Source organism: Bacillus sp. EB106-04-02-XG92, from assembly GCF_058791995.1.
Map to the genome: position 1 here is coordinate 220,000 of NZ_JBYTEA010000007.1, position 13,954 is coordinate 233,953.

At 35.3% G+C, this 13,954-nt stretch carries 12 protein-coding genes; 9 read left to right on the forward strand and 3 right to left on the reverse strand.

From position 1 onward, the window contains the following. Nucleotides 1–69 precede the first annotated feature (69 nt). A complete protein-coding gene (gene racA / locus AC3WVA_RS19285) occupies nucleotides 70–612 on the reverse strand; it encodes a chromosome-anchoring protein RacA (RefSeq protein ID WP_098345754.1) in 543 nt (180 codons plus the stop codon). A gap of 354 nt (nucleotides 613–966) precedes the next feature. On the opposite strand from racA, the gene AC3WVA_RS19290 reads away from it, so the two are divergent. Next, nucleotides 967–2,322 carry a hemolysin family protein gene (locus tag AC3WVA_RS19290; RefSeq protein WP_492322101.1) on the forward strand — a complete coding sequence of 452 codons (1,356 nt, stop codon included), beginning with the start codon at nucleotides 967–969 and terminating at the stop codon, nucleotides 2,320–2,322. Nucleotides 2,323–2,454: 132 nt separating this feature from the next. Continuing rightward, nucleotides 2,455–3,879 carry an aldehyde dehydrogenase family protein gene (locus tag AC3WVA_RS19295; protein WP_098345753.1) on the forward strand — a complete coding sequence of 475 codons (1,425 nt, stop codon included), beginning with the start codon at nucleotides 2,455–2,457 and terminating at the stop codon, nucleotides 3,877–3,879. A gap of 123 nt (nucleotides 3,880–4,002) precedes the next feature. Here AC3WVA_RS19295 and AC3WVA_RS19300 read toward each other — a convergent pair whose 3' ends face one another. Further along, complete coding sequence (locus tag AC3WVA_RS19300; RefSeq protein ID WP_000247572.1) at nucleotides 4,003–4,395, reverse strand: YueI family protein; 393 nt, start codon at nucleotides 4,393–4,395, stop codon at nucleotides 4,003–4,005. 233 nt (nucleotides 4,396–4,628) lie between these two features. Between AC3WVA_RS19300 and AC3WVA_RS19305 the strand changes: the two genes are divergently transcribed. Next, nucleotides 4,629–5,762, forward strand: a complete 1,134-nt coding sequence (locus AC3WVA_RS19305; protein WP_095211030.1) for a BA2291 family sporulation histidine kinase — start codon at nucleotides 4,629–4,631, stop codon at nucleotides 5,760–5,762. Nucleotides 5,763–5,795: 33 nt separating this feature from the next. On the opposite strand, the gene AC3WVA_RS19310 is transcribed toward AC3WVA_RS19305, so the two are convergent. Continuing rightward, nucleotides 5,796–6,545: a DUF4397 domain-containing protein gene (locus AC3WVA_RS19310; RefSeq protein WP_098345751.1), complete on the reverse strand. Its 750-nt coding sequence runs from the start codon at nucleotides 6,543–6,545 to the stop codon at nucleotides 5,796–5,798. Nucleotides 6,546–7,524: 979 nt separating this feature from the next. Here AC3WVA_RS19310 and AC3WVA_RS19315 point away from each other — a divergent pair. The 6 genes from AC3WVA_RS19315 to rocR all read left to right on the forward strand — a co-directional run bounded on the left by AC3WVA_RS19315 (nucleotide 7,525) and on the right by rocR (nucleotide 13,788). Then, nucleotides 7,525–8,835: an aspartate aminotransferase family protein gene (locus AC3WVA_RS19315; RefSeq protein ID WP_001205894.1), complete on the forward strand. Its 1,311-nt coding sequence runs from the start codon at nucleotides 7,525–7,527 to the stop codon at nucleotides 8,833–8,835. Further along, nucleotides 8,832–9,530 carry an acetate CoA-transferase subunit alpha gene (gene atoD / locus AC3WVA_RS19320; RefSeq protein ID WP_000208105.1) on the forward strand — a complete coding sequence of 233 codons (699 nt, stop codon included), beginning with the start codon at nucleotides 8,832–8,834 and terminating at the stop codon, nucleotides 9,528–9,530. Before AC3WVA_RS19315 ends, atoD begins: the two co-directional genes overlap by 4 nt. Further along, complete coding sequence (locus AC3WVA_RS19325) at nucleotides 9,515–10,177, forward strand: CoA transferase subunit B (RefSeq protein ID WP_098345750.1); 663 nt, start codon at nucleotides 9,515–9,517, stop codon at nucleotides 10,175–10,177. The genes atoD and AC3WVA_RS19325 overlap by 16 nt, the downstream gene beginning before the upstream one ends. Nucleotides 10,178–10,192: 15 nt before the next feature. After that, a complete protein-coding gene (locus tag AC3WVA_RS19330; protein ID WP_098881063.1) occupies nucleotides 10,193–11,461 on the forward strand; it encodes a peptidase in 1,269 nt (422 codons plus the stop codon). Continuing rightward, nucleotides 11,458–12,303, forward strand: a complete 846-nt coding sequence (gene ablB, locus AC3WVA_RS19335) for a putative beta-lysine N-acetyltransferase (RefSeq protein ID WP_098881064.1) — start codon at nucleotides 11,458–11,460, stop codon at nucleotides 12,301–12,303. The genes AC3WVA_RS19330 and ablB overlap by 4 nt, the downstream gene beginning before the upstream one ends. A gap of 99 nt (nucleotides 12,304–12,402) precedes the next feature. Next, nucleotides 12,403–13,788 (forward strand): arginine utilization transcriptional regulator RocR, encoded by a 1,386-nt coding sequence (rocR, locus tag AC3WVA_RS19340; protein WP_098345748.1) that lies wholly within the window; start codon nucleotides 12,403–12,405, stop codon nucleotides 13,786–13,788. The last annotated feature ends 166 nt before the right edge of the window (nucleotides 13,789–13,954 follow it).

Sequence of the window (13,954 nt, forward strand, 5' to 3'; positions counted from 1 at the left end):
AATACTATTTTAAAATGAAATCTTTCTTCATGAAAAAAGACCCTTATTATTGTAATAAGGGTCTAAAAATCATAATCCAAAAATACTAAAAATCATTTTACGGCGCTTCGGTTTCTTTTCACGTTCATATGTTGGTTTTGTATCGGGAGTAATATATATTGGTTCTTCTTTCTTGAGGGCAGATTCTAGCTTTTGAATTCGCTCTAACATTTCTTCCATTTCACGGCGATGTTGTAAAAGTTGGTACGTAACAACATCATTCGCCTTATCTTGCATTTGTTCTTCCATTCGATCTAGCCTTCTCGTAATTGTGTTTAATTGAGCTGCTAATTGCTCAAAATCATGTGATGATATGTTTTGAACGATTGTATTTACTTGTGTTTTTAATTCTTCAACATCGTTTGATGATGTTTTTTGAATAGGGCGAGAGTTTTGAGACTGCTCTAATTGTGAAAGGTGGTATTCTAACATTTGATCTAAATCATCTTGTGTAAAAATAAAGTGACCATATTTATTTTTTTCTATCGTAAGATTTAATTGTTGTGCAATCCGAACAACAGCCTTAGGGCTAACACCTAATTTTTTTGCGATAAATGGTGTTTTATATTCCAAAATAATCCCTCCTATATATATCCTGTTGAATGATTTCGATCTATGAAGGAAGTTCCCTTCCAGTGTGACAAAAGAAGTGTGGAATCGGCAAAGAAAGTGTTTTTTCACGAAATGAAGCTAGGAAGAATATATCGTGAATATAAAAAACCTTTATCTTAAGATTTAGAATCATTTGACTGAGGGGAATGAATTAGATTATCATAATGATAAATATCTTTTTTATGTATGCATATAATATATAAAAAGGTGGTTGCTAATGTAGAATTTTGTTAGAGTATTAGAATGCTTACTTCACTTGAATAAAATTAAGTAGGAGGTGGCTTCCTTGCTTACAATGTAAGTAAGGAAAAGTATTTGGACATATATAGTATAAGTATAGTGATTGTTTTAATTGCCTTAACGGCATTTTTCGTTGCAGCAGAATTTGCAATTGTTAAAGTGCGAAGCTCACGAATTGACTATTTAATTGCAGAAGGAAATAATCGCGCAACATCTGTCAAAACAGTCATTACAAACTTAGACGAATATTTATCTGCTTGTCAGCTAGGAATAACAGTTACAGCTCTGGGAATTGGGTGGTTTGGTAAACCTGCGTTAAAGCAAATGTTTGACACGCTTTTTGTAAATTTGAACATTTCTTCCCAACTAGCAGACATTTTTGCTGTAATTTTAGTGTTTTTGTTTATTACATTTTTACATGTTGTAATAGGGGAATTGGCCCCAAAAACATTTGCGATTCAAAAAGCTGAACAAGTAAGTTTATTTGTTGCTAAACCGTTAATTTTCTTTTATCGTATGGCGTTTCCATTTATTTGGCTATTAAATGGATCAGCCCGAATGATCACGAAGTTGCTAGGGCTGAAACCACCGAAAGAGCACGATGAGGTTCATTCAGAGGAAGAATTACGGTTATTAGTTTCAGAAAGTTACAAAAATGGAGAGATTAATCAATCTGAATATAAATATGTAAATAAAATCTTTGAATTTGATGATCGTATAGCAAAAGAAATAATGGTACCCCGAACTGAGATGCATATTATTAGTAAAGAAATGCCTGCTGAAGAAGCTTTGCAAAAAATGTCTCGGGAAAAATATACAAGATATCCAGTTGTTGATGGCGACAAAGATCATGTAATAGGTTTTGTAAACTTTAAAGATATTTTCACAGATTTTGTGCAGCATAAGGCGGTAAGTAATAAGAAAGTAGAGCAATATATGAGGCCGATTATTTTAGTTATCGACTCAATCCCAATACACGACTTGTTTTTAAAAATGCAAAAAGAAAGAACGCATATTGCTATATTGATAGATGAATATGGTGGTACGTCTGGACTTGTTACTGTTGAAGACATTTTAGAAGAAATAGTTGGAGATATTCAAGATGAGTTTGATACAGATGAACAGCCAGAAATTCAACAAGTTAGTGAAACGAAAACGATATTAGAGGGAAAAGTGCTCGTAAGTGAAGTGAATACGTTGTTAGGATTAACGATCGATGATAATGGTGTTGATACAATAGGTGGATGGATTTTAACGAAGAATATAGAAATTGCCGAAGAGGATTTCATTGAAATTGAAAATTATAAGTTTTGCGTGAAAGAATTAGATGGACACTATATAAAGAGACTAGAAGTTACAAAAAGTGTAGAATCCATTGTTGTATTAGAAGATGAAAAGCAAATTTCATTACAGGAACAAATTAGTTCGTAGACTCTGCTATATGGCAGAGTTTTTTTGAGCATAATGTTTTTGGCAGAATAAGGGTTATGATACAATGACATAAGTCAGACCTTTCACTAGGTGAAGTATTATAGTATACATATATTTGAAAGGAGAAGAATTATGAAAAAGCATTTATATATAAATGGAGATTGGAAGTCTGTAAACACGTATAAACCATTATTCGCACCATATTCTGAAGAAACATTAGCGGAAATTGCACAAGGAACGGAAGAAGATGTACAAGAGGCTGTTACTGCTGCAAAAAATGCAATGAAAGAAATGAATACATTATCTGCATATGATCGTGCGAATATTTTAGAGAAGGTTGCACAAAAAATGGATGAAAGAAGAGAAGAATTTGCACAGATTATTGCAAAAGAGGCTGCAAAACCAATACGTGCTGCGAGAGGAGAAGTAGATCGTACTGTTCAGACATACAAATTTGCAGCGGAAGAAGCGAAGCGTATATACGGCGAGACACTGCCACTTGATGCAGCACCTGGTGCAGATGGGCGTATTGCATACACTATACGAAAACCAATCGGGGTTATAGGGGCTATTACACCATTTAATTTCCCATTAAATTTAGTGGCACATAAAGTCGGCCCTGCAATTGCTGCCGGAAATACAGTTGTGTTAAAACCAGCTGATCAAACACCGTTATCGTCTTACGCTTTAGTTGAACTATTTGAAGAGGCAGGATTGCCAAAAGGAGCTTTAAATATTATTTCTGGTCCTGGTTCAACTGTAGGAGAGGCGATAGTTACAAATGATGATGTTGCTTCTATTACTTTTACAGGAAGTCCGAGAGTTGGAATTGGAATTAAGGCAAAGGCTGGGTTAAAGCGAGTTACGTTAGAACTAGGGTCAAATGCTGCAGTTATTATTGATGAAGATGTAGAATTAACAGATGAATTAATTGAACGTGTACAATGGGGAGCATTTGTTAATAATGGACAAGTTTGTATTTCGGTACAACGTGTTTTTGTACAGGAAAAAAGAATGGATGAATTTCTTACAAAGCTAAAGAAAGCGATGGAAACAGTTGTTGTTGGTGATCCACTGCTTGAAGAAACGGATGTATCAGCTTTAATTTCGAAAAAAGATGTAGAGCGAATTGAAATGTGGGTGCAAGAAGCTATTAAAGAAGGTGCAACTGTTTTATACGGTGGTAAGAAAAAGGATGCAAGGATTTTTGAACCAACTGTATTAACAAATGTTCCAGAGTATGTATCTGTACAGTGCCAAGAAGTATTTGGCCCACTTATGACAGTAAATACATTTAAAGAATTTGATGAGGCGATAGAGCAAGTAAATCATTCACGTTACGGTCTACAAGCAGGCATATTTACAAATAATTTGCTTAAAGCTATGCGTGCAATTGATGAGCTAGAAGTGGGCGGTGTCATGATAAATGATATTCCAACGTTCAGAGTAGATCATATGCCTTATGGTGGTGTGAAAGAAAGTGGAACGGGGCGTGAAGGAATTAAATATGCAATAGAAGAAATGACTGAAATGAAATTAGTATGCATTAAAAAATAAAGTATAGGAAAACTTAAATATCGCAATAAAAAAACGAGTAGGAAATGTTTACGATTCCATACTCGTTTTTTTATTGTTTGTTTTACGTTTCTCAAAATGATTTCATTTAATCAAGTGTACCTTTTACTTCATTTCTTGTTTGAAAATAGCATCTTCTACATATATTTGTTCTTTATCGACAGCAGTGCTATGAGATAATACTAAACCGATTGGTGTTTCTGTCCCTTTATTTTGAACAATTGTAAAAGGAACATTTTTTTCATTTGCTAATTTAATGTATTTAGATAAATGTGGGTAAGCAATGCCACCATTTAGGAATATTTGTAATGATTGAGAAGAGCGCATGCTACTAGCTACTTCAGAATATACATTACTTTGCATTACCTGACCGATAGTTAAAGCGATTTCTACACGCTCACGTAATGTAGTTAAATACATATTACGTTCTTCTGGTTTGTTCTGCTTTTGGCCGTAAATGCCTTCTTGGAGATAATCTTCCACATTTTTATTTACCATATTTTTCACACCTTTCATTTTCTATTGTACGAAAGAATGAAGCAGGATGCAAAAAAAGTCGTATCGAATATAAAAAACTTTGAATGAAAGGAAGGAAAATGGCATGTATCAATCTAAACAATTAATAAAATCATAAAAAATTTTATCAACATATATTAACAAAATGTGACAATAATCTATTAACGAATCGTGATTTTTGTGTTAATATTCAAAATATAAAGGGTGTTCGTCGCATGGAAATGGAGGGAATGGAGGTTTTTCCAATCGATAAGGATATAAAAGAAGTATTTTGTTCGCACTTGAAAAACAACAGGCACCAATTCGTTGAGAACTGGAAAAACAAAATGATAATTTCCGATAAAGATCCATTTAGACTAGAAGCAGTTCAAAATGGAGAGGATTTATTAGAGTTTATTATTGAACTTACTATGGAAGAAAAAGATATAAATTATCTTCAGCCATTATGCGAGAAAATAGCTATTGAACGTGCAGGAGCAGATGCGAATATAGGTGATTTTGTTTATAATGCAAATGTGGGAAGAAATGAGCTTTTCGAAGCGATGTGTGAGTTAGATGTTAGCGCACGCGAATTGAAACCAATTATGGCCCAAATACATACTTGTTTTGATAAATTAATTTATTACACTGTTTTAAAATACTCGGAAATTATTTCAAGAAATTTAGAGGAAAAACAGCAGTATATTAATGAAACACATAAAGAAAGGCTGACGATTTTAGGGCAAATGTCAGCTAGTTTTGTACATGAATTTCGTAACCCGCTTACGTCGATTATGGGATTTGTCAAATTATTAAAGGCAGATCATCCTAGTTTATCGTATTTAGATATTATTTCGCATGAATTAGACCAATTAAACTTTCGTATTTCACAATTTTTACTCGTATCGAAAAAAGAAATGTGGACTGAATCAGAACGATTTTGGCTTAATGACTTGTTTCAAGATATTATACAGTTCTTATATCCGAGTTTGGTCAATGCAAATGTTTCGATTGAAAAGAATTTGCCATATCCAATTCCTCTTACTGGTTATCGCAGTGAAGTGAGACAAGTATTTTTAAATATATTAATGAACTCAATTGACGCTCTTGAATCAATGAAAGAAGAACGAAAAATTATCATTGATGTATTTGAAGAAGATCAATCGATTCGAATTGTAATAAAAAATAACGGACCAATGATTCCAGCTGAAAATGTAGAAACGATATTTGAACCATTTGTAACTACTAAAAAGTTAGGAACTGGTATTGGATTATTTGTATGTAAACAAATTGTAGAAAAACATAATGGGTCCATCATGTGTCGTTCAGATAACGATTGGACAGAATTTCAAATTGCATTTCAAAAATAAACAGTCTACACCAAATGAATGGTGTAGACTGTTTTAATTTGTAAGTATAATGGCTTCTAATTTAGGGTCTTTCATTGAATAACCTAAAAGTGAAATTGTATAAATAATATTCGGTTCTACTTTGAAATCCGGTATAGTTAGCAAGACACTTGGATTATCTGCGAGTGAAATTTCAATGTCTGCTGTACCTGGGCTAACTTCTAAAAAATCTGTTATTTGTTTAAAAAGTACATTTTCAAATAAATGATCTCCGCCTTTTAAACTTACATTTAAAACAGGGGTATCTGGAGAAAAATGTGCAAACCGTATTTTTGCTTGGCCTGATGGTAAATGAGTATTATCGAGCATAGGTTGTAATTGTAGATGATGATCACTATTTATTGCAGCAAAAGTATAAGAGTGATTTCCCATTATTGGTACTAAAGCTGAAAAGATGGGGGTTCCACTTTCGACTGGAACAATATCTATGCGGTACTTACCTTGTACTAATGTTAAATAGGGGCTAAATTGTTTAAATGAAATATTTTTAATAACCTTTTGCCCATTTACTAAAATGTCAACCGCAGGTGTATTGGAAGCGGAGTGAAAAAACCTGATGTGTGACGGTAAAGCAGCTTCTTGTGAATCCCTTTTTTCATACGCCTGTACAAGTTTCGTAAGCGCATCGTAGTATTTCATATATTGTTCTACATATTTTTTCGGATTATTAAATTGATAGTAACGAGCGAGCTGTTCGTAACGTGCAGCTTCTTGTCCATATTTTTCGATTTCAGATTGAGACATGAACATTCCTCCTTTGTCATCATTAAAACTATATGCTTTGCAAGAACGAGGTTATGCGAAAAAATTTATTTTTTAAAGGAGAAAGGTTGAAAATAAGTATTTTTACGGATAAGTATAGTTTAAGTGAACGAGAGTTATAAACTTCTTGAGGACACAACAATATTTCCCCCATATGAGCTGATGAAGTTTGTATTTAAAAATGAAAACGTAAGAGTGAAACAAGTGAAATATCGAAAACATGTCCCAAAACCTTAGAAAACTAGGGATTTTTTAAATTATGGGCGAATACACATACAAAGTGATAATTGTCCTACATAAATTGTAAAGGAAAGGTAGTTTGAAATTGAGGAAAGGAATGATGTCTTGGGATGGGGATATCCCGCAAGGATTTGTGAATGGAGTTATGGACGATTTTGTGCTTTAGGCTGTTGGATGAATATTGAATTTGTAACATTATTTTTTCTATTTACGTAGGTAAGTGACAGTATTGATCGATAAAAGAGCGTCGTGCCGAACTGATTAATGTGGTTAATCGGTTCTTTTTTTATTGTTTGAACAATGGGGAATGTATGTGAAATATAGATTACTATAAAAATAATTGCTATGGATTTAGTGGGATTAATTGTCGAGATTTGTTTGAAAATATGCAATATAAAGTAGGAGAATAGGAAGGAGTTTAAAGGGAGTTTCGTCGAAGTTTACACAATGTCGGCATTTGAGGGAAGCTGGCATTATATTAGGAAAATATGTAGTGAAGCGTTAATTTTATATAAGGGAGGGTTATTTGAGCGTATAGATAAGGATTGGTCTTCGTTTTAAGTTCTGAATTTTCTGTTTTTAAAATGATATTTAGCACTCATTTGTATATTTTATAATAGTTTTTTGATAAATTCACTGCTTTCGCAGAGGGTTCTTTTTTATGAAAGAAACGTCAATTTTCTTCATATATATATACAAATTGGAGAAATGGGGGAGCGCTATGCGCGATTACTTAATTAAACCACTTGTTGGTCAGCCGTATCCAATGATTTCACATGGAAAAGGTGTGTATTTGTATGATCAAAACGGAAATAAATATTTTGATGGCTCGTCAGGGGCAATTACGGCAGGTATTGGGCATGGCGTAAAGGAGATTGCGGACGTTATAAAAAAGCAGGCAGAGGAGATTGCATTCGTTTATAGATCACAGTTTACGAGTGAACCTGCTGAAAAATTAGCGAAGAAATTAAGCGATTTAAGTGTAGGAGATTTGAATTGGAGCTTTTTTGTGAATAGTGGTACGGAAGCAAATGAAACAGCTATGAAAATTGCAATTCAACATTTTCAAGAGCGAGGTATTCAAGGGAAGCATAAAATTTTGTCACGATGGATGAGTTATCACGGTATTACGATGGGGGCCTTGTCAATGTCTGGGCATCCACTGCGCAGACAACGTTTCGTGTCAATTTTGGAAGATTATCCAACTATTCCAGCTCCATATTGTTTTAGATGTCCTGTGCAAAAAGTATATCCAACTTGTCAGCTTGCTTGTGCAACTGAACTAGAAAGATCAATTGAAAGAATTGGAGCAGAACATATTGCAGCTTTTATCGCTGAACCGATAATTGGAGCAGCTGGAGGTGCAGTCGTTCCGCCGAAAGAATATTATAAAGTCATTAAAGATATTTGTAGTCATTACGATATTTTATTTATTGCTGATGAAGTAATGACTGGGCTTGGTCGTACTGGCGCATGGTTTGCGATGGAGCATTGGGGGGTAGAACCGGATATTATGACTCTTGGTAAAGGTTTAGGAGCTGGGTATACACCGATGGCAGCGACGGTTGTAAGTGACCGTGTAATGGAGCCGATTTTACGAGGATCGCGTTCTGTTATGAGTGGGCATACGTTAAGTGCAAATCCATTATCTGCAGCAACAGCTTTAGCTGTTATTGAATATATGGAGAAACATAATCTACCTGAAAAAACAGCGGAAAAGGGAGAGTATTTAATAAAAGGTTTACAGAAAGTTCAGCAACAATCGACAATCATAGCTGATGTGCGCGGAAAAGGTTTGCTAATTGGAGTAGAATTGCAACCGTTTACAAAAGCATCGGAACTTATTTCAGTTGCAGCTAAAAATGGTCTTCTTTTATATCAAGCTGTTTCAGGGCAAGCAGGAAAAGAAGATAGTGCACTGCTTGTGGCACCGCCAATGACAACTACATATTCAGAGTTAGATGAATTACTTTCAATTTTTGCAAAAAGTGTAGAAGAAATGATGCAAAAAGGAGGGCATAGTATCGCATGACAACTATTACAAATACATTCGGTAAATTAAAAGAAATAGAGGAAGTAATTTCTTTGTTCCACGATGATATGACATTAATGTTTGGGGGATTTGGGGGGATTGGATCCCCTCCTTCTTTAATACAGGCGATTTTAGAAAAAGGAGTTACAAATTTAAATTTAATAGGAAATGATACAGGATTTCCTGATGTAGGAATCGGTCGTCTCGTTACGAATGAAAGAGTAAAATCATTAATTACTTCTCATATTGGTTCAAACCCAAATGCAGGAAGACAGCTAAACGAAGGAAGGTTACAAATTGAGTTTTCTCCCCAAGGAACATTAGCAGAGCGTATTCGCGCTGGCGGTGTAGGGCTTGGTGGCGTATTAGTTGATGTAGGTGTTGATACGATTGTAGAAGAAGGAAAACGTACTGTTGAAATGAATGGTAAGACATATTTAGTTGAAACAGCATTAACTGCTGAGGTTGCGATTGTATATGCGAAAAAAGCGGATCCATTCGGTAACCTTGTGTTTGATAAGAGCGCTCGTAATATGAATCCTCACGTAGCAATGGCCGGTGATATAACGATTGTAGAAGCAGAAGAAATCGTTCCACTTGGAAGTTTAGATCCAGAAGAAATTGTTGTTCCAGGAGTATTTGTAAATTATATCGTACCGTCGGAAGGAGTGAATTGGAAATGGGTATGGGCGTAGAAGTGAGAGATAAGATTGCTAGACGTGCGGCTAAAGAAATACAAAATGGTATGATCGTAAATTTAGGTATTGGTATACCATCGCTCGTGCCAAATCATTTGCCTGACGATATAAATGTTATGTTTCATGCGGAAAATGGAATTGTAGGTATGGGACCTACGCCAAGCAAAGGGAATGAAGACGAAAACTTATGTAACGCAGCAGGTTTGCCGACTTCTCTTATTACTGGAGCGAGTTATTTTGATAGCTGCACAGCGTTTGGGATGATTCGAAAAGGTTTACTAGATATTACGATTCTTGGTTCATTACAAGTGAGTGAGAATGGTGATTTAGCAAACTGGATCGTTCCAGGAAAACGCGTTCCTGGTATTGGGGGAGCGATGGATTTGGCACAAAAAGCAAAGCGGGTCGTTGTTGTGATGAATCATGTCGATAAATACGGAAATGCAAAAATTGTTTCGGAGTGTACATTACCATTAACTTCAAAGAAATGTGTAGATTTAATAATTACAGATATGGCAGTTATGGAAGTGACGCCAAGTGGACTTATTTTACAAGAATTAATGAGCCCATACACAGTGGAAGATATAAAAAAACATACAGAAGCGGAGTTTGAAATTGGCTCTAACTTACTAGTAATTGAATGAGGGGAGATGTAATATATGGAGCAATTAAAAAAACAAGTTTGTGATTATATTGAGAGTCAAGAAGAAGAGAGCGTAAAATTTTTAAAACGATTAATTCAAGAAAAGAGCGTATCTGGTGATGAAAGTGGTGCGCAGGCAATTGTGATTGAAAAATTGCGTAAGCTAGGTTTAGATCTTGATATTTGGGAACCTTCATTTTCTAAAATGAAAGATCATCCTTACTTTGTATCACCACGTACAAGCTTTTCGGATAGTCCGAACATTGTAGCAACCCTTAAAGGAAGTGGTGACGGGAAATCTATGATATTAAATGGACATATTGATGTTGTACCAGAAGGAGATGTGGACCAGTGGGACCATCATCCCTATAGTGGTGAGAGAATAGGAAATCGTATATACGGCCGTGGAACAACGGATATGAAAGGCGGCAATGTCGCGCTAATGCTTGCGATGGAAGCAATTATTGAATCTCGTATTGAATTAAAAGGAGATATTTATTTTCAAAGTGTAATAGAGGAAGAAAGCGGCGGAGCAGGAACACTAGCTACGATATTACGAGGATATAAAGCGGATGGTGTCATTATTCCAGAGCCGACAAATATGAAGTTTTTCCCGAAACAACAAGGTTCTATGTGGTTTCGTCTACATGTGAAAGGGAAAGCAGCACACGGTGGAACACGTTATGAAGGAGTAAGTGCAATTGAAAAAAGCATGTTTGTTGTAGAGCATCTAAGAAAGCTAGAAGCGAAGCGAAATGACCGAATTACAGACCCATTATTTAAAGGAATCCCGATTCCAATTCCAATTAATATTGGGAAAATTGAAGGCGGGAGCTGGCCAAGTTCTGTTCCTGATTCGTTAATTTTAGAAGGAAGATGCGGTATTGCGCCGAATGAGACTATAGAGGCGGCAAAAGAAGAGTTTGAGAATTGGATCGCTGAATTAAATGATGTGGACAATTGGTTTGTTGAAAATCCTGTAGAAGTAGAATGGTTCGGTGCGAGATGGGTTCCTGGGGAACTAGAAGAAAATCATGAGTTAATTACAACACTCGGTTATAACTTTGTTGAAATCGAAGGGAACAAACCAATTATTGAAGCATCTCCGTGGGGGACTGATGGAGGTTTATTTACACAAATCGCAGGTGTACCAACGATAGTATTTGGACCAGGAGAAACGAAAGTAGCACATTATCCAAACGAATATATAGAAGTTGATAAAATGATAGCTGCCGCAAAAATCATTGCATGTACATTACTAGATTGGTGTGAGGTGAAAAAATGAAATACTATGAATCTTTTAGAGAGCAGACGAACGGCTATACAGTAGAAGGCGTTTTGGACTATTTTAATAAACGTATTCGAGTAGACCACTACACAGGAAATGTTGAGAGGATTATCCAAACAATTGATGAATTAGCAGAGAAACATTCTTTCACTAAATGTATTGTTAAAGGAAAGGGAGAGCATGTTTCAACATGGCTCTCTTTCGGTTTTTTATTGGAAGCAACAATACCACATTATTTTCAAGGTCACGATGCATACTTTTTCGTGAAATTTAATAATGATGAAAGACGAAATAGTATTCATTGGGCTGAGGAGGATACCATCTTAAGCGGTGTAAAAGCAAAAGAAGTAAAGGAAAAAATAGTCCCAGAGAAATTTCTATTAAGAAAAGCGACAGAAGAGGATGCAGAGGAATTAGCAACTGTATTTGGGAAAGTATTTGAAGTGTATCCGACTCCTTTAAACGAAGCGAGTTATGTAAAACAAACGATGAGAGAAGACGATACAATTTACTATGTGTATGAATTCGAGGGGGAAATAATTAGTACAGCGTCTGCAGAAATGAATATAAAAGAAGGTAATGCAGAATTAACGAATTGTGCTACTTTACCCGAATATCGTAAACATGGATTTATGAAAAGTTTATTAATTAAGTTGGAGGAAGAACTGCAAGAAAGATCGATTTTCTGCTCTTATACAATTGCTCGATCTCTTTCTTTCGGAATGAATGCGGCCTTTCATCAGTTAGGTTATACGTATTCAGGGCGACTGGCGAACAATTGCTACATTTTTGATAAGTTGGAAGACATGAATATTTGGGTGAAAGATTTGTCTAAATAGCACGGTATAAAAATAGAACGGAATCGTCATGCTTATAATCGCACATAGGTATGCCGAAAATTCGGCACAATATTTGCTGAATTTTCGGCAAGAGGGGGGATGACATTGCTAGCAGTTTCGACACAAGAAGTCATTGAGGCGATTTTGGGCAGTATTGATGAGGCTATACACGCAGTAGATGAAAATGGTATTACTATTTTCTATAATACTGTAGCTGCAAAACACGATGGATCAAAAATTGAAAAAGTGTTAGGTAAACATTTGTTAGAAGCGTTCCCTTCTTTATCTAGGGAAACAAGTACATTGATGAAAGTATTAGATACAAAAAAACCAATCGTTCATCAAGTGCAGCATTATCAAAATTTAAATGGAGAAGACATTTGTACAGTAAATACGACGTTACCTATTTTTATAGATGGAAATATTGCTGGAGCTGTTGAAATTGCAAAAGATTATTCCACAGTACAAAAGTTAACGGATACAATCGTTGATTTGCAGTCGAAAATAAAGCGGTCATCTAGAAAAAAAGCGATCAAAAAGCATGTTGCATTTGAGACGATTGTAACGAATGATGCAAGGTTTAAACAGACGAAAGAATTAGCACAAAAAGTAGCTCCAACTGATGCGAATGTTTTAATATATGGGGAAACAGGGACAGGGAAAGAGTTATTTGTACAAGCGATTCATGAAGCATCTAAACGGAAGAACAAGCCGTTTATTGCACAAAACTGTGCAGCTTTGCCAGAGTCTCTATTAGAAAGTTTATTGTTTGGAACGACGAAAGGTAGCTATACTGGGGCAATTGAACGAGCGGGATTATTTGAACTTGTAGATGGAGGGACATTGTTTTTAGATGAACTGAATTCAATGCCACTCGATTTACAAGCGAAAATGCTACGTGTGTTAGAAGATGGTGTTATTCGTCGTATTGGTGATAATAAGACGAGAAAAGTAGATGTTCGCGTTATTACCGCAATGAATCAGCCGCCAGAAATATGCTTAAAAGAGAATAAAATTCGCACTGATTTATACTATCGATTAAATGTCTTTTCATTATATATTCCGCCGCTCCGTGAAAGAACGGAGGATGTATTATTATTAGCGTCTTATTTTTTGAAAGAATATAATAAAAGTTATAAAAAAGGTGTACTTCAAATCGATAAGGAAGCGGAAGAAAGATTACAAGCTTACCAATGGCCTGGAAATGTTCGGGAATTAAAACATACGATTGAACATGCTGTCATAATTGCAGAAGGGAATACGCTAACAGCCAATTGTTTACCACGTACATTTCGGAAAGAAAATCTTCCGAAGAAGAAGGAAATATTGCCTCTTAGAGAAGCACTTCATCAAACCGAAAAAGAATTAATAGATCAAGCGTTAATTGAAACGGAAGGGAATATATTACAAGCTGCAAAAATGTTAGGTATCCCTCGTCAGACGCTGCAATATAAACTGAGTAAGTACGACAAAACCGCCGAATAATTGGCGGTTTTTGTGTGTTTGCACCAATAAAAGAGCGTTTACATATATAAAAAGTAATGAATATGATAGTATGTATGGATTTCATACAGTGCTCAAAAATATTTTTTCGCTTATGTAATAGGGTTCTCCGTACATTTACTTATCAATAAAGTAAAGTTGGCATAAC